At 55.0% G+C, this 23074-nt stretch carries 25 protein-coding genes; 10 read left to right on the top strand and 15 right to left on the bottom strand.

The features are described from left to right. Positions 1–13 precede the first annotated feature (13 nt). Both yihT and yihU read right to left on the bottom strand, forming a co-directional pair. Positions 14–892: a sulfofructosephosphate aldolase gene (gene yihT / locus M2374_RS20545; protein ID WP_117343640.1), complete on the bottom strand. Its 879-nt coding sequence runs from the start codon at positions 890–892 to the stop codon at positions 14–16. 22 nt (positions 893–914) lie between these two features. Beyond that, positions 915–1811, bottom strand: coding sequence for a sulfolactaldehyde 3-reductase (gene yihU, locus M2374_RS20540; protein WP_181688590.1), 897 nt, complete (start codon positions 1809–1811; stop codon positions 915–917). A 165-nt stretch (positions 1812–1976) separates the two neighbouring features. Between yihU and M2374_RS20535 the strand changes: the two genes are divergently transcribed. From M2374_RS20535 to fabY, 6 genes are all read left to right on the top strand, one after another. Next, positions 1977–2873, top strand: coding sequence for a sugar kinase (locus M2374_RS20535; RefSeq protein ID WP_181688589.1), 897 nt, complete (start codon positions 1977–1979; stop codon positions 2871–2873). 33 nt (positions 2874–2906) lie between these two features. Further along, positions 2907–3710 (top strand): DeoR/GlpR family DNA-binding transcription regulator, encoded by an 804-nt coding sequence (locus M2374_RS20530; protein WP_096758867.1) that lies wholly within the window; start codon positions 2907–2909, stop codon positions 3708–3710. 105 nt (positions 3711–3815) lie between these two features. Next, positions 3816–4415 (top strand): glucose-1-phosphatase, encoded by a 600-nt coding sequence (yihX, locus tag M2374_RS20525; protein WP_096758866.1) that lies wholly within the window; start codon positions 3816–3818, stop codon positions 4413–4415. Next, a complete protein-coding gene (locus tag M2374_RS20520; protein ID WP_181688588.1) occupies positions 4409–5275 on the top strand; it encodes a virulence factor BrkB family protein in 867 nt (288 codons plus the stop codon). Before yihX ends, M2374_RS20520 begins: the two co-directional genes overlap by 7 nt. A 2-nt stretch (positions 5276–5277) precedes the next feature. Then, a complete protein-coding gene (gene dtd / locus M2374_RS20515) occupies positions 5278–5715 on the top strand; it encodes a D-aminoacyl-tRNA deacylase (RefSeq protein ID WP_096758864.1) in 438 nt (145 codons plus the stop codon). A gap of 44 nt (positions 5716–5759) precedes the next feature. Next, positions 5760–6701 (top strand): fatty acid biosynthesis protein FabY, encoded by a 942-nt coding sequence (gene fabY, locus M2374_RS20510; protein WP_153064726.1) that lies wholly within the window; start codon positions 5760–5762, stop codon positions 6699–6701. Positions 6702–6827: 126 nt separating this feature from the next. Here fabY and fdhE read toward each other — a convergent pair whose 3' ends face one another. Genes fdhE through fdnG form a run of 4 tightly spaced genes read right to left on the bottom strand, consistent with a single transcriptional unit; the run spans position 6828 to position 12351 of the window. Continuing rightward, the gene (fdhE, locus tag M2374_RS20505; protein ID WP_096758859.1) at positions 6828–7757 is read right to left on the bottom strand and encodes a formate dehydrogenase accessory protein FdhE; all 930 of its coding nucleotides are present in this window, start codon (positions 7755–7757) and stop codon (positions 6828–6830) included. Next, positions 7754–8389: a formate dehydrogenase cytochrome b556 subunit gene (fdoI, locus tag M2374_RS20500; RefSeq protein ID WP_096758858.1), complete on the bottom strand. Its 636-nt coding sequence runs from the start codon at positions 8387–8389 to the stop codon at positions 7754–7756. Before fdoI ends, fdhE begins: the two co-directional genes overlap by 4 nt. Beyond that, positions 8386–9288, bottom strand: coding sequence for a formate dehydrogenase O subunit beta (gene fdoH, locus M2374_RS20495; RefSeq protein ID WP_115259809.1), 903 nt, complete (start codon positions 9286–9288; stop codon positions 8386–8388). The genes fdoI and fdoH overlap by 4 nt, the downstream gene beginning before the upstream one ends. 12 nt (positions 9289–9300) lie before the next feature. Further along, positions 9301–12351 (bottom strand): formate dehydrogenase-N subunit alpha, encoded by a 3051-nt coding sequence (gene fdnG, locus M2374_RS20490; protein ID WP_181631694.1) that lies wholly within the window; start codon positions 12349–12351, stop codon positions 9301–9303. A 194-nt stretch (positions 12352–12545) separates the two neighbouring features. Here fdnG and fdhD point away from each other — a divergent pair, with 194 nt between their 5' ends. Then, positions 12546–13382: a formate dehydrogenase accessory sulfurtransferase FdhD gene (gene fdhD / locus M2374_RS20485; protein ID WP_117343644.1), complete on the top strand. Its 837-nt coding sequence runs from the start codon at positions 12546–12548 to the stop codon at positions 13380–13382. Here fdhD and M2374_RS20480 read toward each other — a convergent pair. Next, positions 13349–13855 (bottom strand): YgjV family protein, encoded by a 507-nt coding sequence (locus tag M2374_RS20480; RefSeq protein ID WP_135912907.1) that lies wholly within the window; start codon positions 13853–13855, stop codon positions 13349–13351. The two genes, fdhD and M2374_RS20480, sit on opposite strands and share 34 nt — an antisense overlap. Positions 13856–13913: 58 nt before the next feature. Then, positions 13914–14435, bottom strand: a complete 522-nt coding sequence (locus M2374_RS20475; protein WP_146717406.1) for a Crp/Fnr family transcriptional regulator — start codon at positions 14433–14435, stop codon at positions 13914–13916. Between the two features lie 129 nt (positions 14436–14564). Between M2374_RS20475 and M2374_RS20470 the strand changes: the two genes are divergently transcribed. Continuing rightward, positions 14565–14777 carry a YdgH/BhsA/McbA-like domain containing protein gene (locus M2374_RS20470; protein WP_135912774.1) on the top strand — a complete coding sequence of 71 codons (213 nt, stop codon included), beginning with the start codon at positions 14565–14567 and terminating at the stop codon, positions 14775–14777. 42 nt (positions 14778–14819) lie between these two features. Here M2374_RS20470 and M2374_RS20465 read toward each other — a convergent pair whose 3' ends face one another. After that, the gene (locus M2374_RS20465) at positions 14820–15143 is read right to left on the bottom strand and encodes an AzlD domain-containing protein (protein ID WP_137362841.1); all 324 of its coding nucleotides are present in this window, start codon (positions 15141–15143) and stop codon (positions 14820–14822) included. Then, positions 15143–15802, bottom strand: coding sequence for an AzlC family ABC transporter permease (locus M2374_RS20460; protein WP_174361467.1), 660 nt, complete (start codon positions 15800–15802; stop codon positions 15143–15145). The genes M2374_RS20465 and M2374_RS20460 overlap by 1 nt, the downstream gene beginning before the upstream one ends. A gap of 101 nt (positions 15803–15903) precedes the next feature. On the opposite strand from M2374_RS20460, the gene M2374_RS20455 reads away from it, so the two are divergent. Beyond that, a complete protein-coding gene (locus M2374_RS20455; RefSeq protein ID WP_181506369.1) occupies positions 15904–16452 on the top strand; it encodes a helix-turn-helix domain-containing protein in 549 nt (182 codons plus the stop codon). 57 nt (positions 16453–16509) lie between these two features. Here M2374_RS20455 and rhaM read toward each other — a convergent pair whose 3' ends face one another. The 5 genes from rhaM to rhaB all read right to left on the bottom strand — a co-directional run bounded on the left by rhaM (position 16510) and on the right by rhaB (position 21795). After that, entirely contained in the window at positions 16510–16824 is a 315-nt protein-coding gene (rhaM, locus tag M2374_RS20450) for an L-rhamnose mutarotase (protein WP_096758846.1), read from the bottom strand. Next, a complete protein-coding gene (gene fucO / locus M2374_RS20445; RefSeq protein ID WP_146717404.1) occupies positions 16821–17969 on the bottom strand; it encodes a lactaldehyde reductase in 1149 nt (382 codons plus the stop codon). The genes rhaM and fucO overlap by 4 nt, the downstream gene beginning before the upstream one ends. A 128-nt stretch (positions 17970–18097) precedes the next feature. After that, positions 18098–18925: a rhamnulose-1-phosphate aldolase gene (rhaD, locus tag M2374_RS20440; protein ID WP_115259799.1), complete on the bottom strand. Its 828-nt coding sequence runs from the start codon at positions 18923–18925 to the stop codon at positions 18098–18100. Between the two features lie 144 nt (positions 18926–19069). Next, entirely contained in the window at positions 19070–20329 is a 1260-nt protein-coding gene (rhaA, locus tag M2374_RS20435) for an L-rhamnose isomerase (protein WP_137362844.1), read from the bottom strand. Next, positions 20326–21795, bottom strand: coding sequence for a rhamnulokinase (rhaB, locus tag M2374_RS20430; protein WP_181688587.1), 1470 nt, complete (start codon positions 21793–21795; stop codon positions 20326–20328). The genes rhaA and rhaB overlap by 4 nt, the downstream gene beginning before the upstream one ends. 303 nt (positions 21796–22098) lie before the next feature. On the opposite strand from rhaB, the gene rhaS reads away from it, so the two are divergent. Continuing rightward, positions 22099–22947, top strand: coding sequence for an HTH-type transcriptional activator RhaS (gene rhaS, locus M2374_RS20425; RefSeq protein ID WP_096758841.1), 849 nt, complete (start codon positions 22099–22101; stop codon positions 22945–22947). The last annotated feature ends 127 nt before the right edge of the window (positions 22948–23074 follow it).

Raw genomic sequence — 23074 nt, 5'->3', positions numbered from 1 at the left:
TTCGATCCTCGTATTAACGGCGGCGGGCCATCATTTCATCGACGATATCGCCCAGACGCTGCAACTTCGGTGCAGAAACATCGCGCAGCATCAGTTCGGTATCCGGTAATCCCACAACCGATGACCAGACCGCGCGCCCGGCCAGGAAGCCGGATGCGCCTGCGGTCATGGCCACGCTGACCGCGCGAGGGAACAGTTTTTCATCCACACCGGAGGAGAGAATGACCCACGGCATATTGATGTTTTCATTCAGCCGCTGTGATGCAGTGAGAAGCTCTTGCTGAGAGCCTTTACCGTAGAGCGGCATTTCGACTTTGTAGAGATCGGCACCGCTGTCACCCAGCTCTTTAGCGGCATCGATAATGGCCTGCTCGCGATCGAACTTATCGCCGCGACGCGGCGGGCGAACCACCGGTTCGATAATGCTCAGCAAGCCACTGGAGTGGCACATCTCATTAAATTCTTTCACCATATCCAGACGCTGCTGGGCATCTTCATCGCTACGCCACAGCACCAGCAGTTTTAACGCCTTGGCGCCGTCTTGCTTAACGGCCTGCGGATCGATACTTTTATCAATCACTACGCTATCAACAGGAATGCCGTTGCCCGGAATAAACGCATCGGCGGCAACAATCATGGCGCAGCTTTTGGCTACCGCGTTTTGCTCCACCACCTGGCGGTAACAGAATTGCTGATCGACCAGAATGGCCGAGGCATAAGGAGAAAGGATTTTTGCCGCATTCACTTTGAAATCGGTCAGCACGCTGTCGCTGACCGGGGATTTCGCACCCGCAGCGGCAAACATTAAGCGCATGGCTTCACGCTGGTCGACGGCCAGCATGGCAAAACCGCCGGATGCGCGCGTGATATCTTTGATGGTGTAATTGTTCATTCAATTTTCCTTTATACAGTCGTTACATTTTTACTTTGGCAGTTAGTCCGGCGCTGTTGCGCACCTGCTCAAGAATGGCGGTCCAGTCTTCACGACCACGACCGGCGGCGCGCGCCTGGTTATAAATCTCGCGTGAGGCGGCACCCAGCGGCATCGGCACATGCAACTGATTGGCAACATCCAGCGCGATACCAAGATCTTTGTGGGCCAGATCGATCATGAAGGCCGGGGAAAGATCGCCTTTCAGCACTTTGTTAGGCCAGGAGGTGGTGAAGTGGCCTTTTCCGGCGGGGGTCCCGCTCATCACTTTCAAGGCCACATCGAAGGAGAGACCGAGTGCCTCGCACAGCACGGCGGCTTCGGCAGACAGCGCATTCAGCGCAATGCTCATATAGTTGTTGATAAGCTTCACGCGGATGCCCATGCCCGGCCCGCCTGCGTTAATCAGTTCGCTGCCCATCGCCATCAGCACTGGTGTGGCGCGTTCGACTTGTTCTGCCGTACCACCCGCCAGCAGCAGCAATGTCCCCGCGACCGCGTGATCGGAAGTGCGTCCGACCGGACAATCCATCATGCACAAGCCCCTGGCACGCATATCGGTAATCAGCTTGTCGGTTTGCAGTGGATGAATGGTCGACATATCAATCACCAGCGCCTGCGGGGAAAGGCTTGCACAAACGCCTTGTTCACCGAATAAAACGCCGCGTACCAGATCGCCGTTTGGCAGCATGGTGATGACAAACTCTGCGTCTTTTGCGGCCTGAGCTGGCGTGCTGGCAGGCTGTGCGCCTTGTGTTACCAGGCGCTGAACAGCATCCGGGTTAACGTCAAAGACGCTGAGCTGATGGCCCTGCTTCAGCAAGTTGCTCGCCATTGGTGAACCCATCTGACCTAATCCGATAAATGCTATAACTGCCATAACCTTCTCCTGAGATGTGGATGTCATTTTTTGTCATTTAAAATCGGTCTTTTCTGTCTGTTTTTGATCGTATTTGTAATTTATGGTCAAAAAATTGACAGCCGTCACTTTTTAAACATTTTGTGAAATTAAAATGATCCCATCCAAAACATTTGAGGAATGACCATGATTCGTATTGCTTGTGTAGGTATTGCCGTGATGGATCGCATCTATTACGTAGAAGGCTTACCGACTGAAGGGGGGAAATATGTGGCGAAGCGCTATACGGAAGTGGGGGGAGGGCCTGCCGCAACGGCGGCAGTGGCTGCGGCGAAGTTGGGCGCGCAGGTGGACTTTATTGGCCGTGTGGGCGATGACGACACCGGAAATAGCTTGCTGGCGGAGCTTGAATCCCTGGGGGTAAATACCCGCTACACCCGGCGCTATACAGAAGCAAACTCTTCGCAATCGGCAATCATGGTTGATGCGAAAGGGGAGCGGATTATCGTCAACTACCCCAGCCCGGACTTACTGCCGAATGCCGACTGGTTGCATGCGATTGATTTTTCCCAGTGGGACGTGGTGCTGGCAGATGTTCGCTGGCACGAAGGCGCAAAGCAGGCATTTACTCTTGCGCGTCAGGCGGGCGTCATCACCGTGCTGGATGGTGACGTTACGCCTCAGGACATTAGCGAGTTGGTGGCGTTAAGCGATCATGCGGCATTCTCAGAACCGGGTCTGACGCGTCTAACCGGGATAGAAGAACCTGAGGCTGGACTGAAAAAAGCACAAACGCTCACAAATGGACATGTCTATGTGACGCGAGGCGGGGAAGGCTGCGACTGGATAAAAAATAATGAGTTACAGCATCAGCCTGGCTTCGCCGTGGAGGTGGTCGATACGACGGGGGCTGGGGATGTGTTTCACGGTGCGCTAGCCTTCAGTCTGGCTTCCGGCAGCGCGCAGGGCGACGCGGTCAGGTTCGCCAGCGGGGTTGCGGCACTGAAATGTACGCGGCCAGGTGGACGTGCGGGTATTCCTGACTGTGATCAAACCCGATCTTTTCTGTCACTTTTTGTATAAAATGCCAGGGCAATGGTTTTTCGAGGAAATTTCATGAGTCTTACCGAACTGACCGGTAACCCGCGGCACGATCAGCTGCTGATGCTGATTAGCGAGCGCGGTTATATGAATATTGACGAACTGGCCAGCCTGCTGGATGTTTCCACGCAGACCGTGCGTCGCGATATTCGTAAACTAAGCGAACAGGGATTGATTACGCGTCACCACGGTGGGGCGGGCAGAGCGTCGAGCGTGGTTAATACGGCGTTCGAGCAGCGTGAAGTCTCCTGGACGGAAGAGAAAAAAGCCATCGCAGAAGCGGTGGCTGACTATATTCCAGATGGTTCAACGGTGTTTATTACCATCGGTACCACCGTTGAACAGGTGGCGCGGGCGCTGTTAAACCATAACCATTTGCGCATTATCACCAACAGTCTGCGGGTGGCGCATATTCTGTATAACAATCCGCGCTTCGAGGTAATGGTGCCCGGCGGGACGCTGCGCCCGCACAACAGCGGGATTATCGGCCCTTCCGCCACCGCGTTTGTGGCTGATTTTCGGGCAGATTATCTGGTGACCAGCGTCGGGGCGATAGAAAACGATGGCGCGCTGCTGGAATTTGATGTCAACGAAGCCAGCGTGGTGAAAACGATGATGGCCCATTCGCGGCATATTCTGCTGGCTGCCGATCATACGAAATACACGGCTTCCGCAGCGGTAGAGATTGGTAACGTGTCTCAGGTGACGGCGTTGTTTACCGATGAGTATCCCGGTCCGGCATTGCACAACTTGCTCCAGTCGCAGCAGGTGGAAATTGTGCAGGTGAGTCCCTCCCAGGATGACGCTCTGGCAATGTAATCCCCTCTAGTGGTGACTCGGAAACGTCAAAGCCATCACGCACGCATAGTCAAACTTCTCCTTTCCCGCTACAGTTATTCATCCATGGCGAGTAAGGAGAAGGACATGCTCTATATCTTTGATTTGGGTAATGTGATTGTCGATATCGACTTCAATCGCGTGTTAGGCACATGGAGCGATCTGAGCCGTGTCCCGCTGGCTTCGCTAAAGCAAAGTTTCACCATGGGGGAGGCTTTTCGCCAACATGAGCGGGGTGAAATAACCGATGAGGCGTTTGCCGAGGCGCTGTGTCACGACATGGCGCTGCCGTTGAGTTACGAACAGTTTTCCCATGGCTGGCAGGCCGTTTTTGTTGCGCTACGCCCCGACGTCATCGACATCATGCATAAACTGCGTGAGCAGGGGCATCGTGTCGTGGTGCTGTCGAATACCAACCGCCTGCATACGACATTTTGGCCGGATGAGTACCCAGAAGTTCGCCAGGCTGCGGACCATATCTATCTTTCCCAGGAACTCGGCATGCGTAAACCCGAAGCGCGGATTTACCAGCATGTTCTGCAGTCCGAAGGTTTTTCTGCCGCAGATACGGTCTTTTTTGATGATAACGCCGATAATATTGAAGGGGCTAACCAGTTAGGGATCACCAGCATCCTGGTCGTTGATAAAACGACCATACCTGACTATTTCGCGACGGTGTTATGCTAAAAAACGTGCATCAAAAAGCCAGTCACCATACGCGTCCTGTACGGGCCTGGCTGAAGTTATTATGGCAACGCATTGATGAGGACAACATGACGACACTGGCGGGCAACCTGGCTTACGTCTCGTTGCTTTCGTTAGTGCCGCTTATCGCCGTTGTTTTTGCGCTTTTCGCCGCATTTCCCATGTTTTCCGACGTCAGCATTCAGCTGCGACATTTTATATTCGCTAATTTTATTCCGGCCACCGGCGATGTTATTCAGCGCTATATCGAACAGTTTGTCGCGAACTCGAACAAAATGACCGCCGTCGGCGCATGTGGGCTGATTGTGACGGCGCTGTTGCTGATGTATGCCATCGACAGCGCACTGAATACCATTTGGCGCAGCAAACGCGCCCGGCCCAAAGTGTATTCGTTTGCGGTGTACTGGATGATTTTAACGCTGGGCCCGTTGTTGGCGGGTGCCAGTCTGGCGATCAGCTCTTATCTTTTGTCCCTGCGCTGGGCCAGCGATCTCAATACCGTTATTGATAACGTCCTGAGGGTATTGCCGCTGGTGCTCTCCTGGCTCTCATTCTGGCTGCTGTACAGCATTGTACCTACCACACGCGTACCCAATCGTGATGCGGTGATCGGCGCTTTTGTCGCCGCGGTGCTGTTCGAAGCTGGGAAGAAAGGATTTGCACTCTATATCACGATGTTTCCGTCTTATCAGTTGATCTACGGCGTGCTGGCGGTGATCCCCATTTTATTCGTCTGGGTATACTGGACGTGGTGTATCGTCTTGCTAGGCGCGGAAATAACTGTCACTCTCGGTGAATACCGCAAACTCAAACAAGCCGCAGAACAAGAAGAAGCAGAATAAATATGATTGCATTGATTCAGCGCGTAACCCGTGCCAGCGTCACCGTGGAGGATGAGGTGACGGGTGAAATTGGCCCAGGACTTTTAGTTTTATTAGGTGTCGAAAGGGATGATGACGAACAGAAAGCGAACCGCCTTTGCGAGCGCGTGCTCGGCTATCGAATTTTTAGCGATGCCGAAGGTAAGATGAACCTGAATGTACAACAGGCGGGTGGCAGCGTGCTGGTGGTCTCACAGTTTACGCTGGCGGCAGATACCGAACGGGGCATGCGCCCGGGCTTCTCAAAGGGCGCTGCGCCCGATCGTGCAGAAGCGTTATATGAATACTTTGTTGAGCGCTGTCGCCAACAGGAGATGAATACGCAAACCGGACGATTCGCTGCGGATATGCAGGTTTCACTGGTTAATGATGGCCCCGTGACGTTCTGGTTACAGGTATGAACCAGCTTCCGGCGTGGTCGCGGGTAACAAGAGAGAATACAACTATGTATCACCTTCGAGTACCGCAAACAGAAGAAGAATTGGCGCGTTACTACCAGTTTCGCTGGGAGATGTTGCGTAAACCGCTGCATCAGCCAAAAGGCTCCGAGCGGGATGCCTGGGATGCGATGGCGCACCACCAGATGGTGGTGGATGAAGAGGGCAATCTGGTCGCGGTAGGGCGTTTGTATATCAATGCGGATAACGAAGCCTCTATACGCTTTATGGCTGTAGACCCGTCCGTGCAGGAGAAGGGCTTAGGCACGCTGATGGCGATGACCCTGGAATCTGTGGCGCGTCAGGAAGGAGTCAAGCGCGTAACCTGTAGCGCCCGTGAAGATGCGGTCGAATTTTTTGCCAAGCTGGGTTTTGTGAGCCAGGGTGAAATCACCACGCCGCAAACCACGCCGGTACGCCACTTTTTGATGATCAAGCCCATTGCCACACTGGATGATATTCTTCATCGCGGTGACTGGTGTGGACAGCTTCAGCAAGCCTGGTACGAACATATTCCGCTGAGCGAGAAAATGGGCGTGCGTATTCAGCAGTATACCGGGCAAAAATTCATTACCACGATGCCCGAAACTGGCAATCAAAACCCGCACCATACCCTGTTTGCCGGGAGCCTGTTTTCTCTGGCTACGTTAACCGGTTGGGGGCTGATCTGGCTAATGCTGCGCGAGCGCCATTTGGGCGGAACGATTATCCTCGCCGATGCACATATCCGCTACAGCAGACCGATCACCGGCAAGCCGACGGCCATTGCCGATCTGGGTTCGCTGAGTGGCGATCTTGACCGTCTGGCGAGAGGCCGTAAGGCGCGTGTCCAGATGCAGGTAGAGGTCTTTGGCGATGATGCGGCAGGTGTGGTGTTTGAAGGCACCTACATTGTGCTACCCGCAAAACCATTTGGTGCCTACGAAGAAGGTGGAAACGAAGAGGAGTAGGGGTAAATCCCTGTTTTTCATTCTACCCCGTTCGCTATTGCTAACGATTCCAGACGAGTTATTCAGGCATTAAGCGTCTAAAGGACAACCCGGCAGCGTGAAATGCTCACCGGGTTGTGAGTAGACTTACTCCCCTTCACCCGGGAACAGGAACGGGTTGATGGAGCTGCGGGCAAAGCCCTCTTGCTCCATGTGCGCGTCCAGCATCAGCGAGGCGAGGTCGTCGGCAACGGCTTCGACATTGGGGTCTTTTTCCTGATACAGAATCTTCAGGTAAGTCCCGCAGTCGCCGCAGCTTTCAGCTTTAATCGCAGACTGTTCGTTATCCAGTGACCAGTAGTTCAAATCACGGCTTTGCTCGCAGTTGCTGCACTTCACGCGCACCACGTGCCACTCGGTTTCACACAGGTTGCAGTGCAGATAGCGCAGCCCCTGAGTGGTACCGATTTGCACCATGCTGGAGACTGGCATCGAACCGCACACCGGGCAGAACTGGCGCTGTTCACCGTATTCCGCTCGGGCTTTGCCGGGGATCAGGCTGGCCATTTGTGCCCAGTAGAGCGACAGCGCGGCCCAGATGAACGGCGCTTTATCACTGCTGACCGACGCAAAATCAGAAGCAAACAGCGCGCTGGCCATCAGTTCCAGCTCTTGCTCGGAGGCTTTTTCCAGATTCTCGATCACCGCTAACGCAGGGCCGCTCATTTCTGGTTTCAGCTCAGCAATTAACGATTGCAGCAGTTTTTGCCAGTGCTTATCGCGTGGCAGAACGTGGATATCCAGCGGCGGTTTACCCTGATCGTTCGCTTCTTTGATGCGCGCGGTCAGGTCCATCTGCAGCGGATGGTCGTACAGCACCACTTCCTGCGCATGAGCGATCAGCGCAGCAAAGCGCAGATAATCACCCAACGGGTTGTTTTCGGCCAGCTCGCGCAGACGCTCAGCACGGCGGTTATACAAATTTTTGAGTCTGGGGAACAATAACGGCGGAATCATATCCGCCGTGCGTTTCTCGCTCGAACCCAGCTCATCTTGCGGGATTATGCGAATACTCATTCAGATGACTTTTCCTGTTTCTGGCGGACTTCACGGTACCAGCGTGGGTGATGTTTCTTTGCCCATGAGCTGGTGACCCATCCTTCCACCATCGCGGTAATGGTGCCTTTCACCCAAAGGGCGGCGTAAATGTGCACCATGATAACCACAATTAACGCTACTGCGGCAAATGAATGCAGCATTAACGCGAATCGGATCACCGGGATTGAGAAAGCAGGCGCAAAATACGGGCGCCAGATGATCACTCCGCTCACCAGCAACAGGACTAGGAAGATAATCGCCGCCCAGAATACGCATTTCTGGCCGAAGTTATAACGTCCCGTGTCACCTACTTCCTCGTTGACGACGATCTTACGAATATTCTTCGCCCAAAAGATATCATCCCGATTGATTAGATTATGGTGCCAGTAACGGAAAAACATGATGATAAACGAGGCAAACATAATCACGCCGACAAACGGGTGCAGAATTCGCGCCAGCTGCGGGGTGCCCATGATTTGCATCAGCCAGTTGAAGGATGGGAAGAAAAAGCCCAGCCCGCTTATCGCCGCCAACATGAAGCAGAAGGCGGTGACCCAGTGGTTGATGCGTTCCGGCGCTGTATAGCGCACGATGGTGTCACGTCGTTTCATTTGCGCACCTCGTCTTTTTCTTCATGCAGATTGTCTTCTTCCTCTTCCGCACGGTTCGGACCTACGCCGACGTAGTGGAAGATGCTGGCCGCAAATGTCGCTGCAAAGCCGACCGCTGCGAGGGGTTTCCAGATGCCTTTCCAGAACTTCACGGTGGCGCTGATTTCCGGGTTTTCCGGCAGGCCATGGTACAGATTCGGCTTGTCGGCATGATGCAGTACGTACATAACGTGCGTACCGCCAACGCCTATCGGATCGTACAGTCCGGCGTTATCGTAGCCACGGGTCTTCAGCTCTGCCACGCGCTCGCCTGCCAGCGTTTTCATCGACTCTTTGGTGCCAAAATGAATCGCGCCGGTTGGGCAGGTTTTCACGCAGGCCGGTTCTTGTCCTACCACAACACGGTCAACGCACAGCGTACATTTATAGACGCGATTGTCTTCCGGGTTGAGGCGCGGCACGTCGAACGGACAGCCTGCAATGCAGTAGCCGCAGCCAATGCACTGCTCGGACTGGAAGTCGACAATGCCGTTGGCATACTGAATGATTGCCCCTTCCGCCGGACACGCCTTCAGGCAGCCCGGATCGGCACAGTGCATGCAGCCATCCTTGCGGATCAGCCACTCCAGTTTGTCGTCTTGTTCCACTTCCGAGAAGCGCATCACCGTCCAGGATTTGGCGGTCAAATCGGCGGGGTTGTCGTACACCCCAACGTTGCTGCCGATTTCATCGCGGATATCGTTCCACTCTGAGCAGGCCACCTGACAGGCTTTACAACCGATACAGGTGGTGACGTCGATGAGCTTGGCCACTTCCTCCTGGTGATCCCGCGCCTGAGGCGCGGGGGTGAAACCGTTAGTGGCGGATCGACGAATGATGTCTTGCGATTGATAAGCCATAGGTCGTCTCCGTTACACCTTTTCCACGTTCACGAGGAAGGACTTAAATTCCGGCGTCTGCGTGTTCGCATCACCGACGAATGGCGTTAACGTGTTAGCGATAAAGCCTTTTTTCGCCACACCTTCGTAGCCCCAGTGGATCGGAATACCGATGGTGTCGATATCCTGACCGTTGGCCTTCAGCGTGCGAATACGTTTGGTCACCACCGCTTTGGCTTTGATGTAGCCGCGGTTAGAAGAGACCTTAACGGTATCGCCGTGGGAGATGCCGAGCTTGTTCGCCAGCCTCTCGCCAATTTCCACAAACTGTTCCGGCTGAGCGATGGCGTTTAGCAGCGCGTGCTTGGTCCAGTAGTGGAAGTGCTCGGTCAGACGGTAGGTCGTCCCGACGTACGGGAACTTATCCGCTTTGCCCAGTGCTTCTTCATCGCCTTTAAAGATACGGGCAGCCGGGTTAGAGATAACGTTCGGGTGCAGCGGGTTGGTGCCCAGCGGTGTTTCAAACGGCTCGTAGTGTTCCGGGAACGGCCCTTCCGCCATCTTATCGATAGCAAACAGGCGTCCCATCCCTTCGGGCTGCATGATAAACGGCCCGACGTTGCTGCCCGGTGCGGCGGCGCTGTAGTCCGGAATATCCATCCCGCTCCATTTCGCCCCATCCCATTTCAGGATCTGACGTTTTGGATCCCACGGATTCCCCTGCGGGTCAGCGGAGGCGCGGTTATACAGAATACGGCGGTTGAGCGGCCATGCCCATGCCCAGCCCAGCGTATTGCCCAGGCCCGACGGGTCGGCGTTATCACGACGCGCCATCTGGTTGCCTTCCGGTGTCCAGCTACCGGCAAATATCCAGCAGCCGCTGGAGGTAGTGCCGTCATCGCGCAGTTGGGCAAATGAACTAAGCTGTTGGCCTTTCTTGACGATCACCGCACCGGTTGCTGGGTCGGTGATATCAGCCAGGGCTTTACCGTTGCTCTCCATCGCCACTTCTTCTGAAGCAGGTTCATGCGGCGTGGAGTAGTTCCAGGTCATGCTCAGCACCTGTTCCGGGTTCGCTCCCCCCTGTTCGGCGTACATCTTGCGCATGCGCAGGAAGATACCTGCGAGGATTTCACCGTCGGTGGCGGCAATCCCTGGGGCATCCGCGCCTTTCCAGTGCCACTGCAGCCAGCGTCCGGAGTTAACGATTGAGCCGTTTTCTTCGGCGAAGCAGGTGGACGGCAGACGGAACACTTCGGTCTGGATTTTTGACGGATCCACATCGTTCGACTCACCGTGGTTTTGCCAGAAGGTGGACGTTTCGGTGTTGAGTGGGTCGATAGTCACCAGGAACTTCAGTTTTGACAGTGAAGCCACGACCTTGTTTTTGTTCGGGAATGAGGCGACCGGGTTGAAGCCCTGGCAGATGTAGCCATTCACTTTGCCCTGGTTCATCATCTCGAAGTACTGCAGCACGTCGTACCCTTTATCCCACTTCGGCAGCCAGTCGAAGCCCCAGCTATTTTCCGCTGTCGCTTTATCACCAAAGAAGGCCTTCATCATCGAGACGAAGAATTTCGGGTAGTTGCCCCAGTAGTTTACCTGACCTTCCAGCAACGGTTTTGGCGTGTTGGCCGCAAGGTAAGTTTGCAGGTCGGTTTGCTTTTCGCTTGGCAGCGTCATGTAACCAGGCAGGCTCTGCGACAGCAGGCCTAAGTCAGTCAGACCCTGAATATTGGAGTGACCGCGCAGGGCGTTAACGCCACCGCCTGCCATCCCCATATTGCCGAGCAGAAGCTGGATCATCGCCATGGTGCGAATGTTCTGCGCGCCCACGGAGTGCTGCGTCCAGCCCAGCGCGTACAGGAACGACGCGGTTTTGTCTTTGGCGCTGGTTTCAGCGATGTATTCGCAGACTTTCAGGAAATCAGCCTTCGGCGTACCGCAAATGTTTTCGACAACATCCGGCGTGTAGCGGGAAACGTGCTGTTTCAGCAGATTCCACACGCAGCGCGGGTGTTGCAGCGTAACATCGCGTTTGGCGAAGCCTTTTTCATCCAGCTCGTAGTTCCAGCTGGTTTTATCGTACTTGCGTTTGTCCGCGTCATAGCCGGTGAAAAGGCCATCTTCGAAGCCATAATCTTCACGCACAATCAGACTGGCGTTGGTGTAGGCTTCGGTATATTCGCGGTTGAATTTTTCGTTATTCAGCAGGTACAGCAAGACGCCTGACAAGAAGGCAATGTCAGTACCGGAACGAATGGGTGCATAGAAATCTGCCACCGCTGCGGTTCGCGTAAAGCGAGGATCGACCACAATCAGCTTCGCGCCGTTGTGAATTTTGGCTTCCATCGCCCAGCGGAATCCGACCGGGTGAGCTTCAGCGGCGTTACCGCCCATCACCACAACGAGGTTGGCATTTTTAATGTCGACCCAGTGGTTGGTCATCGCACCGCGACCAAATGTTGGAGCAAGACTTGCTACCGTTGGTCCGTGTCAGACGCGCGCCTGGTTGTCGACCGCGAGCATACCCAGCGCGCGGGAGAATTTTTGCGTTAAATAGCCGGTTTCATTACTGGAGGCGGAAGCACACAGCATCCCGGTGGAAAGCCAGCGGTTAACGGTGACGCCTTCGGCGTTCTGCGCAACGTAGTTAGCGTCGCGGTCTTCTTTCATCAGCTTCGCGATGCGGTCAAATGCCTCATCCCAGCTAATTTGTTGCCACTTATCGGAGCCTGGTGCACGGTATTCCGGGAATTTCAGCCGGCTTTCGGAGTGGATGAAATCCACCAGACCAGCCCCTTTCGGGCACAGTGCGCCACGGTTCACCGGATGGTCCGGATCGCCCTCGATATGGAAGATGGATGCTTTGGCGTTTTTCGCACCGTCACCGAGACTGTACATTAACAGTCCACAGCCAACGGAACAGTAAGTGCAGGTGTTACGGGTTTCGCGGGTACGCAGCAGTTTATATTGCCGTGTTTCCGCTAGCGCTACGCCGGGTGCAAAACCCAGTGCCGCTGCCGTGGTGCCTGCCATACCGCCAGCGCAGATCTTAAAGAACTGCCTTCTGCTGACCTGCATGGTTCGCTCCTTGTTTCGACATTGTCACGTTCCCTTCGCGTAGGTGTATCGCGATCGCGAGGGAAGTGGTTGTTATTTTTCTTTGCGGACGGGACCGCAAAGGTCCAGAATTGGGTGAATTTCCCTCCGTCCAGGAGGGATTTGTAAAGAATACCACAATGTTGGTATGTGTGTTCCAATATGGTTAAAAGAAAGTGAATAAGATTATTCAAGAAAACATCGAAAATGTGACAACTTTGACGGGATCGCGCCAGTTGACCCTCTGGAAACGCGAGGATTTGCAACATCCTCAGCCGGATGTCGTCGCTGAAGAAGTGCCCGTTGCGTTGGTGTACAACGGGATTTCGCACGTGGTGATGATGGCGTCACCGAAAGATCTTGAGCATTTTGCGATGGGCTTTTCACTTTCTGAAGGCATTATTGAGTCCCCGCAGGATATCTACGGCATGGAAGTGGTGCCTTCTTGTAACGGATTAGAAGTTCAGGTTGAGCTGTCCAGCCGTCGTTTTATGGGATTGAAAGAGCGCCGTCGAGCTTTGGCCGGTCGTACCGGTTGTGGCGTTTGCGGCGTGGAACAGCTCAATGACATTGGCAAGCCGGTTCAGCCTTTGGCGTTTACCCAGACGTTTAACCTGGCGGACCTCGATCGCGCGTTAAAGCATCTGCACGACTTCCAGCCCGTGGGGCAACTGACGGGCTGTACGCACGCAGCGGCCTGGGTCCAGCCGTCGGGGAATCTGGCGGGAGGGCATGAAGATGTGGGCCGCCACGTGGCGCTGGATAAACTGCTCGGGCGGCGTGCAATTGAAGGTGAAACATGGCGGCAGGGAGCCGTTTTAGTCTCCAGTCGCGCCAGCTATGAGATGGTGCAAAAGTCGGCGATGTGCGGCGTGGAGATTCTGTTTGCTGTCTCTGCCGCGACGACGCTGGCCGTAGAAGTAGCCGAACGCTGTAACCTGACGCTGGTGGGTTTTTGTAAACCGGGCAGGGCGACGATTTATACGCATCCGGAACGTCTGGTGGCGGAGTAACGCCACCAGGCTGCCACAATGCTGCCTGAGAATGCCAGCTCCATCATGACAGCAACGGGCGAGCCGACGATGGCATTGTTCAGTAGCCAGCACAGGCTGCCACACAATGTGTATCCACGTAATTTTCCACCCTGTGTCTGAAACGACGCATAGGTCATCAGCAGGCTTCCTGCGAGCGGCAGCAGGCCCCACATTCCCTGCCAGAGATAAGCACTACACAGCAGTGACCCCATCATAAATCCCCACATGGCCCAGCGGCGTTGCGTCACGATGGCTATCGCATAACGACAGGCGGCGATGAGCATTAATCCTGCGGCGGCGGGTTGATGCAAAAGATAAAAATGAATGGCCAGCAGGCTGGTTGAGCTGGTCAACAGCACTAACGTCATCGCCCGACGCCGGAAATGAAAGGCTGAAATATCCAGCACAAAGCTGATGCAGGCCAGCAGCTGAGAGAGAAAAAATGCGTTCATTATGCGCGCCATCTTGTGAAGAGTGGCGGGACAATAATCTATGCGAAAAGCGAATGCGTTAACCTTTGTTAAGGCGCTGGCGAATGCGGGACAGGCTAACGGGCGTAATGCCAATGTAGTGGGCGAGGTCCCGCTGAGTGAGCTGCAATTCCCAACTGGGAAAGTGTGTCTGAACATACTGGTAGCGTTGTTCTGGCGTATTAAGCAGCAGCATTTGTTCTTTTTTCTCTTTGTAGATCAACTGCTGGACCAGGAGCTGTGTCTTGATGTCCTGATATTCCGGCGCATCCAGCAATGCCAGCGAGATTTCACTGATTTCGCCCGGGGTGATCATTTGCAGGCTGTAATCTGCCGAGGTGTGGGTTAGCCAGTTCAGGTACAGAAAACAATATTCACCCGGGAAGTAAAACTCTTTCACCCGTTCTGAACCGTTGGGTGAGTGATACACCGCACGGGCAACGCCATGATGTAAATAATAAATTTTGCTTTGCCTTTCACCCTGACGCAGTAACCAACTGCCCGCAGAGAGTGGTTTTTTTCGCGAGCCTGACAGCAATTTTTGATCGTATTCGGCTGACATGTTATCTCTCAAATAATTTGAATAAGACAGGCAAATCCTTCCGCTTTTAGTTGTGCGGTGTGAGGGCTATTATTTATCACATCAAGGCACGGTGCCTTACTCAAACAACTAAATTAAAGGGTTTACATCATGAAAAGCATCAAAACTTTTGTCGCAGTTATCGCTCTTGCTACCTCTTTCGGTTCTTTCGCTGCTCAGTCTGTTACCGCTACCGGGTCAACTCTGGAAAGCACTGAAGCAAAAATTGCCGCTCAGGCGGAACGTGCTGGCGCAAGCGATTATAAAATCACTCAGGCCTACAGCGGTAACCGTGTGCATATGACCGCTGAACTGCTGAAATAAAATACCTCAGTACTGTCGAAAGAGCGCCCTTGAGGCGCTTTTTTAGTTTATTCCCGCCATCCTTAACAACGCCGTCATCACAGCAGCGGCGATAATCACCATAATCAACGGCACTTTGCGCCAGGCGAGGAACACTGCAAACCCCACGCCGAGAACGCGCGCCATACCAGCAAAGTGCTCACCTTCGTAAAAGGTGGTCGCCAGGGCGACGGAGAACAGTAATACCGTCGCGGCATCGGAAAGCAGCGCCTGCGAGCGCGTGGAAAATGCCAGACGGCTCCCCAACTTTGCTCCGCCTAAACGCATTAAATAGGTTCCCAGAGAGAGTACGGCGATACCGACGATAAACAGCGTCATGTTGCCCATTATTTTTTCCTCGTCAGTAAGCCAAACAGTGAAAGCAGTACCGGCAGGCCCACCGGCGCAAACGGGACGGCGGCGAGCGACAGCGCAGCACCGCTGCAGGCGCGAACCAGCGTGGTACGGTTTTTAAATGCCGGGACCACTAAGGCCAGCAGAATGGCAGGGAAAACGGCATCCAGGCCGATGGTTTCTGTGGCGGGCAGTAGCTTGCCAACCATCGCCCCAAGCAGCGTGCCCAGCGGCCAGACAATGGCAACGCCCAGGCCGCACAGCCAGTAGGCGGCTTTGCGCTGCTCCGGCGTTTTTTGCGACAGGCCAAACACCACGCTTTCATCGTTCATGATATGGCAGCCGAGGAAACTGGCGGCCCGCGTTCCCACCAGATCGCGTACCGTCACGCCAAACGGCACGTGGCGTGCGTTGACCAGTAAACCGGCAGCAGCAGCGGCAAGCGGATTACCACCGCTGGCAACAATCCCGATAAACATAAACTCAGACGCACCCGCCAGCACTGTAATCGATAGCACAAACGGCACCCACAGCGGGAAGCCGTAAGCCATCGCCAGCGAGCCGTATGACATGCCGACTACGCCGACAGCCAGACAGACTAAAAATATTGCTTTTATCGTGTCGCCTTTGAGACTGGAAAAATAATGTTTCATCCTGCTTTAGCCATATCGAACGAATTTCCATTATAATGAACGCAACAAGATTGCTTTACAAGTCGAACGATTCGTTCGATATAAAGAACATGGAGTCATGTATGACCCAACCCATCAGTATGATTGCGAAAAGCCTGGTGCGTGAACGTCAGCGTACCGGTCTGTCGCTGGCAGAAATCGCCCGCCGCGCGGGTATTGCAAAATCGACGCTCTCGCAGTTGGAGGCGGGCAATGGCAATCCTAGCCTGGAAACGCTGTGGTCGCTGTGTGTGGCGCTGGATATTCCCTTTGCGCGATTGCTGGAGCCGCAGGAGCAAAAAACCCAAGTGATACGCCGGGGTGAAGGGACCAAAGTGGTGGCGGAGCAGGCCCATTATCAGGCTATTTTACTGGCGGCCTGTCCACCGGGCGCACGGCGAGATATCTATCTGTTGTTGACGCAACCGGGTGCTGACCGCATCTCACACCCGCATCCGCCGGGGTCTGTTGAGCATATTATTGTGACGCAGGGGAAGGCGCTGGTGGGACTGACCGACGCGCCGGAAGAGTTAGGCGAAGGGGATTACATTTGTTATCCCGCGGACCAGGCACATATCTTTAAAGCGCTGGAGCCGGATACCCAAGCGATTCTGGTTTCTGAGCAAAACTAACTGTTATGTTGCGTTGTGCCGGATGCGGCGCGTTAGCGCCTTATCCGGCCAACAATACTACTGCAGATAAAACACTTCTTTTAATTCCGCGCTCACCGGGCTGTTGTCCGGGTTGGTGGGCATCACGTCACGCATATGCTTCCACCAACGCTGACACACGTCGGTGCTGGCGACGGCATTCCAGCGCTCTTCGGATTCAATCTCAACGGTGGCAAACAGCAGGCTGCGCTCCTGGTCGAGATAAATCGCGTAGTGATGCGCGCCGTGGGCTTTCAGTACGGCTTCCAGCTCCGGCCAGATGGGATTATGCCGACGCTGATACTCAACGTGCGCGTCGGCATTCACCTGCATCACAAAGGCTTTGCGGATCATAACGCCTCCAGATACAGCGCGCGGACGTCTTCGCGGCTGGCGGTGCGCGGATTGCATGGTGCGCACGGATCGGCGAGTGCTTTGTCCAGCCACCCCTCAATGTCCTCTTTGGTCACGCCTAGCTGGCTGAAGCCTGCCGGAATGCCCACGCGCTTGCTCAGGGCACGGATCGCGTTGATGGCTTCCATGCTTGCTACTTCATCGCTCATCCCACGGGTATCAACCCCCATGGCCTGTGCTATGCGGGCAAAGCGTGCCACGGCGTTTGGACGGTTAAAGTTTTCGATAATCGGCAGCAGGATAGCGTTGCAGACGCCGTGCGGCAGATTGTGCGTCGCGCCCGGCTGGTGTGCCAGCGCATGCACCAGACCCAGACCTGCACTGTTGAACGCCATCCCCGCCAGATACTGACCAAATGCCATTTGCTCACGGGCTTCGAGGTTGTGACCCTCGTCGACGGCTTTAGGCAGCCACTGGTTGATCAGGCGAATAGCTTCCAGGGCATTGGCGTCGGTTAACGGGTGCGCGCCAACAGAAACATAGGCTTCCACCGCGTGGGTCAGGGCGTCCATACCGGTAGCGGCGGTGACTGAGGCAGGAATTTCCAGCATCACGCTGGCGTCATCGACGGCGATATCCGGAATAATGTTCGGATCGATGATGACTTCTTTCACCTTGCGTGCGGAATCAATGATCACCGCATTGCTGGTCATTTCTGCGGCCGTACCCGCGGTGGTGTTAATGGCAACCAGCGGTACGCCGGCATTTTTAACTTTGCCCACGCCGGAATAGGCGGTAGACGGGCCAGGGTTGGCGGTCAGGATTTTCACCGCTTTAGCGGTATCGATCGGGCTGCCGCCGCCGAAAGCGATGATGTAATCACATTCAGCGTCCTGGTATGCGGCAAAACCTTGCTGGACCAGTTCTTCCGTTGGGTTCGGGAATACGTCGTCGAACAGATGATACGACATTTTATGCGCATCAAGGGCGGTAAACAGGCTGTCCAGCAGGCCCAGTTTGACCAGTTGACCGTCGGTTACGATCAGCGCCTTACCCCATTGCTTGTTCGCCACGAGGTTGACCATATCACCAATCGCACCAGCGCCGTGCAGACTGATTTTTGGCAGTGCCAACATAAAGCTCATAAGTATTCTCCTGAATAATAAATCCCTGGTGCCCGATGGCGCTTCGCTTATCGGGCCTACGGTTAAATAGGGACCGTCATGTAGGCCGGATAAGGCAAAGCCGCATCCGGCGTTGAATGAGGGAGGTATCAGTACAGCTCTAATGCGCTGGCCAGTGGGGTCACGCCAAAACGTTTGCCGAGAGCAATGAGCTCTTCACGCGTGATGGTTTGCTTCATACCGCCCATCGAATAGATTTTGACTAAAACTTCGGCCGATTTCTCTGCGGTATCTATCAAACCGAACGCTTCGTCGAGCGTCGGGCCACTGCCAAATACGCCGTGGAACGGCCACAACACCAGAGAATGCTGCTGCATTGAAACTGCCGTCGCTTCACCGATTTCGTCGGTACCCGGCACCATCCACGGCAGAATGCCGACGCCGTCTGGGAACACCACCAGACATTCGGTGCTGCCTTCCCACAGTTTGCGGGTGATCAGTGCAGTGCTGTTTTCCAGCACATAGGTCAGAGCAATCAGATTGGTGGCATGGCAGTGCATGATCACGCGGTCTTTGCCATCGGTGGCTTTAATGCGCTCGCAGTGGGAAAGGAAGTGTGCGGGCAGTTCGGAGGTCGGTACGGCTTCGTGGGTCAGCCCCCAAAGAATGTGGTAGCCAGCGCCGTCGCTGTCGATTTTTACCACACCTAAATTGGCTGCCGGATCGAGCTGGACGTTGCGGAAGAATTTGCCGGAACCGGTAACGATAAACGGCGTGTTAGCCAGCAGCGGCATCGGCTGGCTCAGCGCGATGTAGCGCGGTTCTTCGTGGAAATCAGCGGTAAAGGGGGCGATATCAGCCTCATCCAGGCGCAGCGTCAGGTTGCCGCCGTTACGCTCATCCCAACCTTTCAGCCAGGCATCAGAAGTGGCTTTGATCATCCCCTGGACGAACCAGGAGGTAGTAATGTTTTGCATGGTCGGTGTTCCTGTTTATTGCCCGAACGGGTGTCGGGTCTTACGTAGGCCGGATAAGCGCAGCGCCATCCGGCGTAGTGTTTTGTACGTTGCCGGATGGCGGCGCTAACGCACCTTATCCGGCCTACAAGGCAGTCAGCGCCTTTAGCTACGCTTGCTCAGTACGTCTTTTTCATACGTGCGGACATTGTCCAGCCACTGGCTGCCGGCTGGGGTGTCGTGACGCTGGCAATACATCTCCCAGACGGCCTGCCATGGCAGCGATTTCTGTTCTTCCAGCAGGGCCAGGCGGGCGGTGTAGTCGCCGCTAGCTTCGAGTTGGCGCAGTTGCTCAGTGGGTTCTAACAGCGCACGCAGCAGGGCTTTCTTCATATTGCGAGTGCCGATCACCCATGCGGCAATGCGGTTGATGGAGGCGTCGAAGAAGTCGAGGCCAATGTGTACGCGGTCGAACAGGTTATGGCGTACGATCTCGCTGGCAATCGCCTGAGTTTCATCATCCAGCAATACCACGTGGTCGCTGTCCCAGCGCACCGGACGGCTGACGTGCAGCAGCAGGCGCGGCACGTACAGCATGGCGGCAGAGATCTTGTCGGAAATCACTTCAGTCGGATGGAAGTGACCTGCATCCAGGCACAGTGCGGTCTGGCGGCTGGTGGCGTAGCCCATGTAAAACTCGTTGGAGCCAACGGTGTAGCTTTCTGCGCCGATACCAAACAGTTTGCTCTCGACGGCATCAATATGATGCGCCGGGTCGAATTTCTCGCTGATGACGTCGTCCAGGGCTTCCAGCAGGCGCTGGCGTGGTGCCAGGCGGTCAATGGTGATGTCTTTCATGCCATCCGGGATCCAGATGTTCATCACCGACGGCGTACCCAGCTGTTCGCCAAAGTACGCGGAGACGCGACGGCTGGCTTTGCAGTGGTCAATCCAGAACTGGCGGATGCTGTCGTCAGCGTGTGCCAGTGTGAAACCGTCGGCACTCAACGGATGCGAGAAGCAGGACGGGTTGAAATCCAGCCCTAACTGGTTCGCTTTCGCCCATTCCACCCAGTTTTTAAAGTGTTCAGGTTTGATTTGGTCACGGGATACCGGGGTATCGGATTCCAGGTAGATAGCGTGCAGGTTCAGACGCTTAGGACCCGGGATCAGGCTCAGTGCCTGCTCCAGATCGGCGCGCAGTTCAACGGCGTTACGCGCTTTACCTGGATAGTTACCGGTGGCCTGAATACCGCCGGTGAGCGAACCTTCCGGGTTTTCGAATCCGGCGACATCATCGCCCTGCCAGCAGTGCATGGAGACCGGCAGACGATCGAGCTGGCGTAATGCCTCCTCGACATCGATACCTACCGCGGCGAAACGCAGTTTTGCCAGTTCCCAGGCTTGTTCAAGTTGAGTGGTCATGCGCAAAGCTCCTTTGTCTGTCGTGTTGATTGAAACTGCGCCTGGTAGCGGGCAATTTCACTGTCAGTATTTGGGATGAAGGTTGTCAGGTCGTAGTTAGCGGTCACCACCTGGCGGAAATCATCGACGTTGTTAAGTTCGTCCAGCGTCATCAGCTGAACGCCAATATTGCCGAGCGTAGAGGCCTCAACAGGCCCGGACATGACGCGGATACCGCATGCATCCGCGCACAGTTGGTTGAGCAGGGCGTTCTGGCAGCCGCCGCCAACAATGTGCAGTTGGTTGAAGGCGTGACCACGAAGGTGTGCCAGTTCCTGCAGGACGTCGGCATACAGCAGCGCCAGACTGTCGAAAATACAGCGCGCCAACTCAGCATCCTGAACCGGAACGGGTTGACCGGATTCGCGGCATGCGGCCTGGATTTCTGCGCTCATATCAACTGGGTTGATAAAGCGATCGTCATTCGGGTTGACCAGGAATTGGCAGGCCGGTAGCGCTTCGGTTTTCGCGATCAGCGCGGGCAGGTCGGTAATCTGCCGCTCTTTTAATACGCGTTGCAGCAGCCACAGCCCCATAATATTTTTCAGCACGCGGTAACGTCCTTCCGCGCCGCCTTCGTTGGTGATATTTGCCGCCAGCGCGGCCTCGTTGGCATACGGTGTTTTGCTCTCAAACCCCATCAGGGACCAGGTACCGGAAGAGAGATAAGCGCTGTTGTTATCGGCCAGCGGTGAAGCGATGACCGCGCTGGCGGTGTCGTGGCTGGCGACGGCAACCACCGGGATCTGATTTTTCTGCGGGCAGATCCAGTGACCAATCACGTTCCCCGGATGCGTTGGGCGACCAAACCAGGCTTTGTCTGCGCCGGTCCATGCCAGCAGGGTGTCATCCCAGTCGTCGGTGTTGATATTGACCAACTGCGTAGTGGTGGCGTTGGTATATTCCCAGTTCATTTCGCCGGTCAGGCGGTAGCCGAAGTAGTCGGGGATCATCAGGGCATGCGCCACCTGCGGGACCAGCTCTGGCTGCTGTTCGACCAGCGCGCGGAGCTGATACAGGGTGTTAAAGGGCAGAAACTGAATGCCGCTCCGACGATAGATCTCGCTGTTACCCAGTTGCGCTAAAGCTTGCGACATCACGCCGGTAGTGCGGCTGTCGCGGTAAGAGACCGGCAGACCGACGCGCTGACCGTCTTTACCGATCAGGACGTAATCCACGCCCCAGGTATCAATCCCGACGCTGTCAATCAGGATGCCTTGATCGCAGACCTTCTTCAGCCCCAGGCGAATGTCGTTTTCCAGGCTGTCGATATCCCAGGTGTCAAAACCGTCTGTTTTTTGCAGACAGTTCGCGAAACGGTGGATTTCACGCAGCGTCAGGGTGCGGTGGTCACTGTCGTAACGTGCCAGCATTACGCGTCCGCTGGATGCGCCGAGATCGACAGCGACACAATGGCGAAGAGTCATAGCGAGGTCCTTCTGAGTTTTATTGCACTCAGTCTAAGAACCCCTGGAACGGCGTACCTTCTTGTTAGTGACAGTCACAATAAGCCGCTGGCAGCATGGCAAAGGTGAACGTGATGCTGTTCACAGTTTCGTGTAATGGGCGGGATTTTGTCTGATGTGACCCCTTCCGCATTTCCCGATCTTTCCTGTCGTTTCTTGAAGAATTAACCGTGTTTACGCACTTTGGCGTCAAAAATTTAAGGTGAGGGTCATAACCCTTAATTACTATGCAGCCATGTTCATTTGATCTGGAAGGAAGTCATCATGACCGTACTGCATTGCGTGGATTTTTTTCCGACAGGTAAAGCGCCTGTGGCGATCGAACCGCGACTGCCCCAGACTGCTTTTCCCGAGCATCATCATGATTTTCATGAGATTGTGATAGTTGAGCATGGAACAGGTATTCATGTTTTCAATGGACAGCCCTACACCATTAGCGGCGGGACGGTCTGTTTTGTCCGCGATCATGACAGACACTTATATGAACATACTGACAACCTGTGCCTGACAAATGTACTGTATCGTTCCCCTGATGCGTTTCAGTTTCTGGCCGGGTTAAACCAGTTGTTACCTCAGGAGCAGAACGGTCAGTATCCGTCCCACTGGCGCGTGAATCAGGGCGTACTGCAGCAGGTCCGTCACTTGGTGGGGCAAATAGAGCATCTTGGTGAGGAGATGGATACGCCGACGGCGGCCAATCGCGAGATCCTGTTTATGCAACTGCTGGTGCTGCTACGCAAAAGTAGTCTGATGGAAGCGGCAGCGGATAACGATGCGCGACTAAACCGGCTGATGGCGTGGCTGGAAGATAATTTTGCCGACGAAGTCTGCTGGGATGCGGTGGCTGAGCAGTTTTCGCTCTCTTTACGCACTTTGCACCGTCAGCTCAAACAGCAAACCGGGCTGACGCCGCAGCGCTATCTCAATCGCCTGCGGCTAATCAAAGCACGGCACTTATTGCGCCATAGCGATGACAGCGTTACGGACATCGCTTATCGCTGCGGTTTTGGCGACAGTAACCACTTTTCGACGCTATTTCGCCGGGAGTTTAACTGGTCACCGCGCGATATTCGCCAGGGCCGCGACGTCATGGCCGGAAGCAGCCTCCAGTAACGCGAAAGCTATCAACGTTTTTTACCGTCCGTTTGCTGATAATCATACCCTTTAATGCCGGATGGCGGCTGCGCCTTGTCCGGCCTACATGGATGCCCTGTAGGCCGAATAAGCGCAGCGCATCCGG

This window comes from Citrobacter sp. JUb117, assembly GCF_024809055.1.
Classification (GTDB): domain Bacteria; phylum Pseudomonadota; class Gammaproteobacteria; order Enterobacterales; family Enterobacteriaceae; genus Citrobacter; species Citrobacter gillenii.
Note: the sequence above shows the minus strand (reverse complement) of the source record. Positions and strands in the feature narration are given on the sequence as shown.

Excerpts from the sequence above, each read along its gene's own strand:
- M2374_RS20475 (WP_146717406.1), bottom strand. The coding sequence starts at position 14,435 with ATGTCAGCCGAATACGATCAAAAATTGCTGTCAGGCTCGCGAAAAAAA.
- yihX (WP_096758866.1), top strand. The coding sequence starts at position 3,816 with ATGCTCTATATCTTTGATTTGGGTAATGTGATTGTCGATATCGACTTC.
- M2374_RS20465 (WP_137362841.1), bottom strand. The coding sequence starts at position 15,143 with ATGGGCAACATGACGCTGTTTATCGTCGGTATCGCCGTACTCTCTCTG.
- rhaS (WP_096758841.1), top strand. The coding sequence starts at position 22,099 with ATGACCGTACTGCATTGCGTGGATTTTTTTCCGACAGGTAAAGCGCCT.
- fucO (WP_146717404.1), bottom strand. The coding sequence starts at position 17,969 with ATGAGCTTTATGTTGGCACTGCCAAAAATCAGTCTGCACGGCGCTGGT.
- M2374_RS20480 (WP_135912907.1), bottom strand. The coding sequence starts at position 13,855 with ATGAACGCATTTTTTCTCTCTCAGCTGCTGGCCTGCATCAGCTTTGTG.
- M2374_RS20520 (WP_181688588.1), top strand. The coding sequence starts at position 4,409 with ATGCTAAAAAACGTGCATCAAAAAGCCAGTCACCATACGCGTCCTGTA.
- fdhE (WP_096758859.1), bottom strand. The coding sequence starts at position 7,757 with ATGAGTATTCGCATAATCCCGCAAGATGAGCTGGGTTCGAGCGAGAAA.
- M2374_RS20455 (WP_181506369.1), top strand. The coding sequence starts at position 15,904 with ATGACCCAACCCATCAGTATGATTGCGAAAAGCCTGGTGCGTGAACGT.
- M2374_RS20460 (WP_174361467.1), bottom strand. The coding sequence starts at position 15,802 with ATGAAACATTATTTTTCCAGTCTCAAAGGCGACACGATAAAAGCAATA.
- rhaB (WP_181688587.1), bottom strand. The coding sequence starts at position 21,795 with ATGACTCTTCGCCATTGTGTCGCTGTCGATCTCGGCGCATCCAGCGGA.
- rhaD (WP_115259799.1), bottom strand. The coding sequence starts at position 18,925 with ATGCAAAACATTACTACCTCCTGGTTCGTCCAGGGGATGATCAAAGCC.
- dtd (WP_096758864.1), top strand. The coding sequence starts at position 5,278 with ATGATTGCATTGATTCAGCGCGTAACCCGTGCCAGCGTCACCGTGGAG.
- fabY (WP_153064726.1), top strand. The coding sequence starts at position 5,760 with ATGTATCACCTTCGAGTACCGCAAACAGAAGAAGAATTGGCGCGTTAC.
- M2374_RS20470 (WP_135912774.1), top strand. The coding sequence starts at position 14,565 with ATGAAAAGCATCAAAACTTTTGTCGCAGTTATCGCTCTTGCTACCTCT.
- rhaM (WP_096758846.1), bottom strand. The coding sequence starts at position 16,824 with ATGATCCGCAAAGCCTTTGTGATGCAGGTGAATGCCGACGCGCACGTT.
- fdoI (WP_096758858.1), bottom strand. The coding sequence starts at position 8,389 with ATGAAACGACGTGACACCATCGTGCGCTATACAGCGCCGGAACGCATC.
- rhaA (WP_137362844.1), bottom strand. The coding sequence starts at position 20,329 with ATGACCACTCAACTTGAACAAGCCTGGGAACTGGCAAAACTGCGTTTC.
- fdoH (WP_115259809.1), bottom strand. The coding sequence starts at position 9,288 with ATGGCTTATCAATCGCAAGACATCATTCGTCGATCCGCCACTAACGGT.
- M2374_RS20535 (WP_181688589.1), top strand. The coding sequence starts at position 1,977 with ATGATTCGTATTGCTTGTGTAGGTATTGCCGTGATGGATCGCATCTAT.
- yihT (WP_117343640.1), bottom strand. The coding sequence starts at position 892 with ATGAACAATTACACCATCAAAGATATCACGCGCGCATCCGGCGGTTTT.
- yihU (WP_181688590.1), bottom strand. The coding sequence starts at position 1,811 with ATGGCAGTTATAGCATTTATCGGATTAGGTCAGATGGGTTCACCAATG.
- M2374_RS20530 (WP_096758867.1), top strand. The coding sequence starts at position 2,907 with ATGAGTCTTACCGAACTGACCGGTAACCCGCGGCACGATCAGCTGCTG.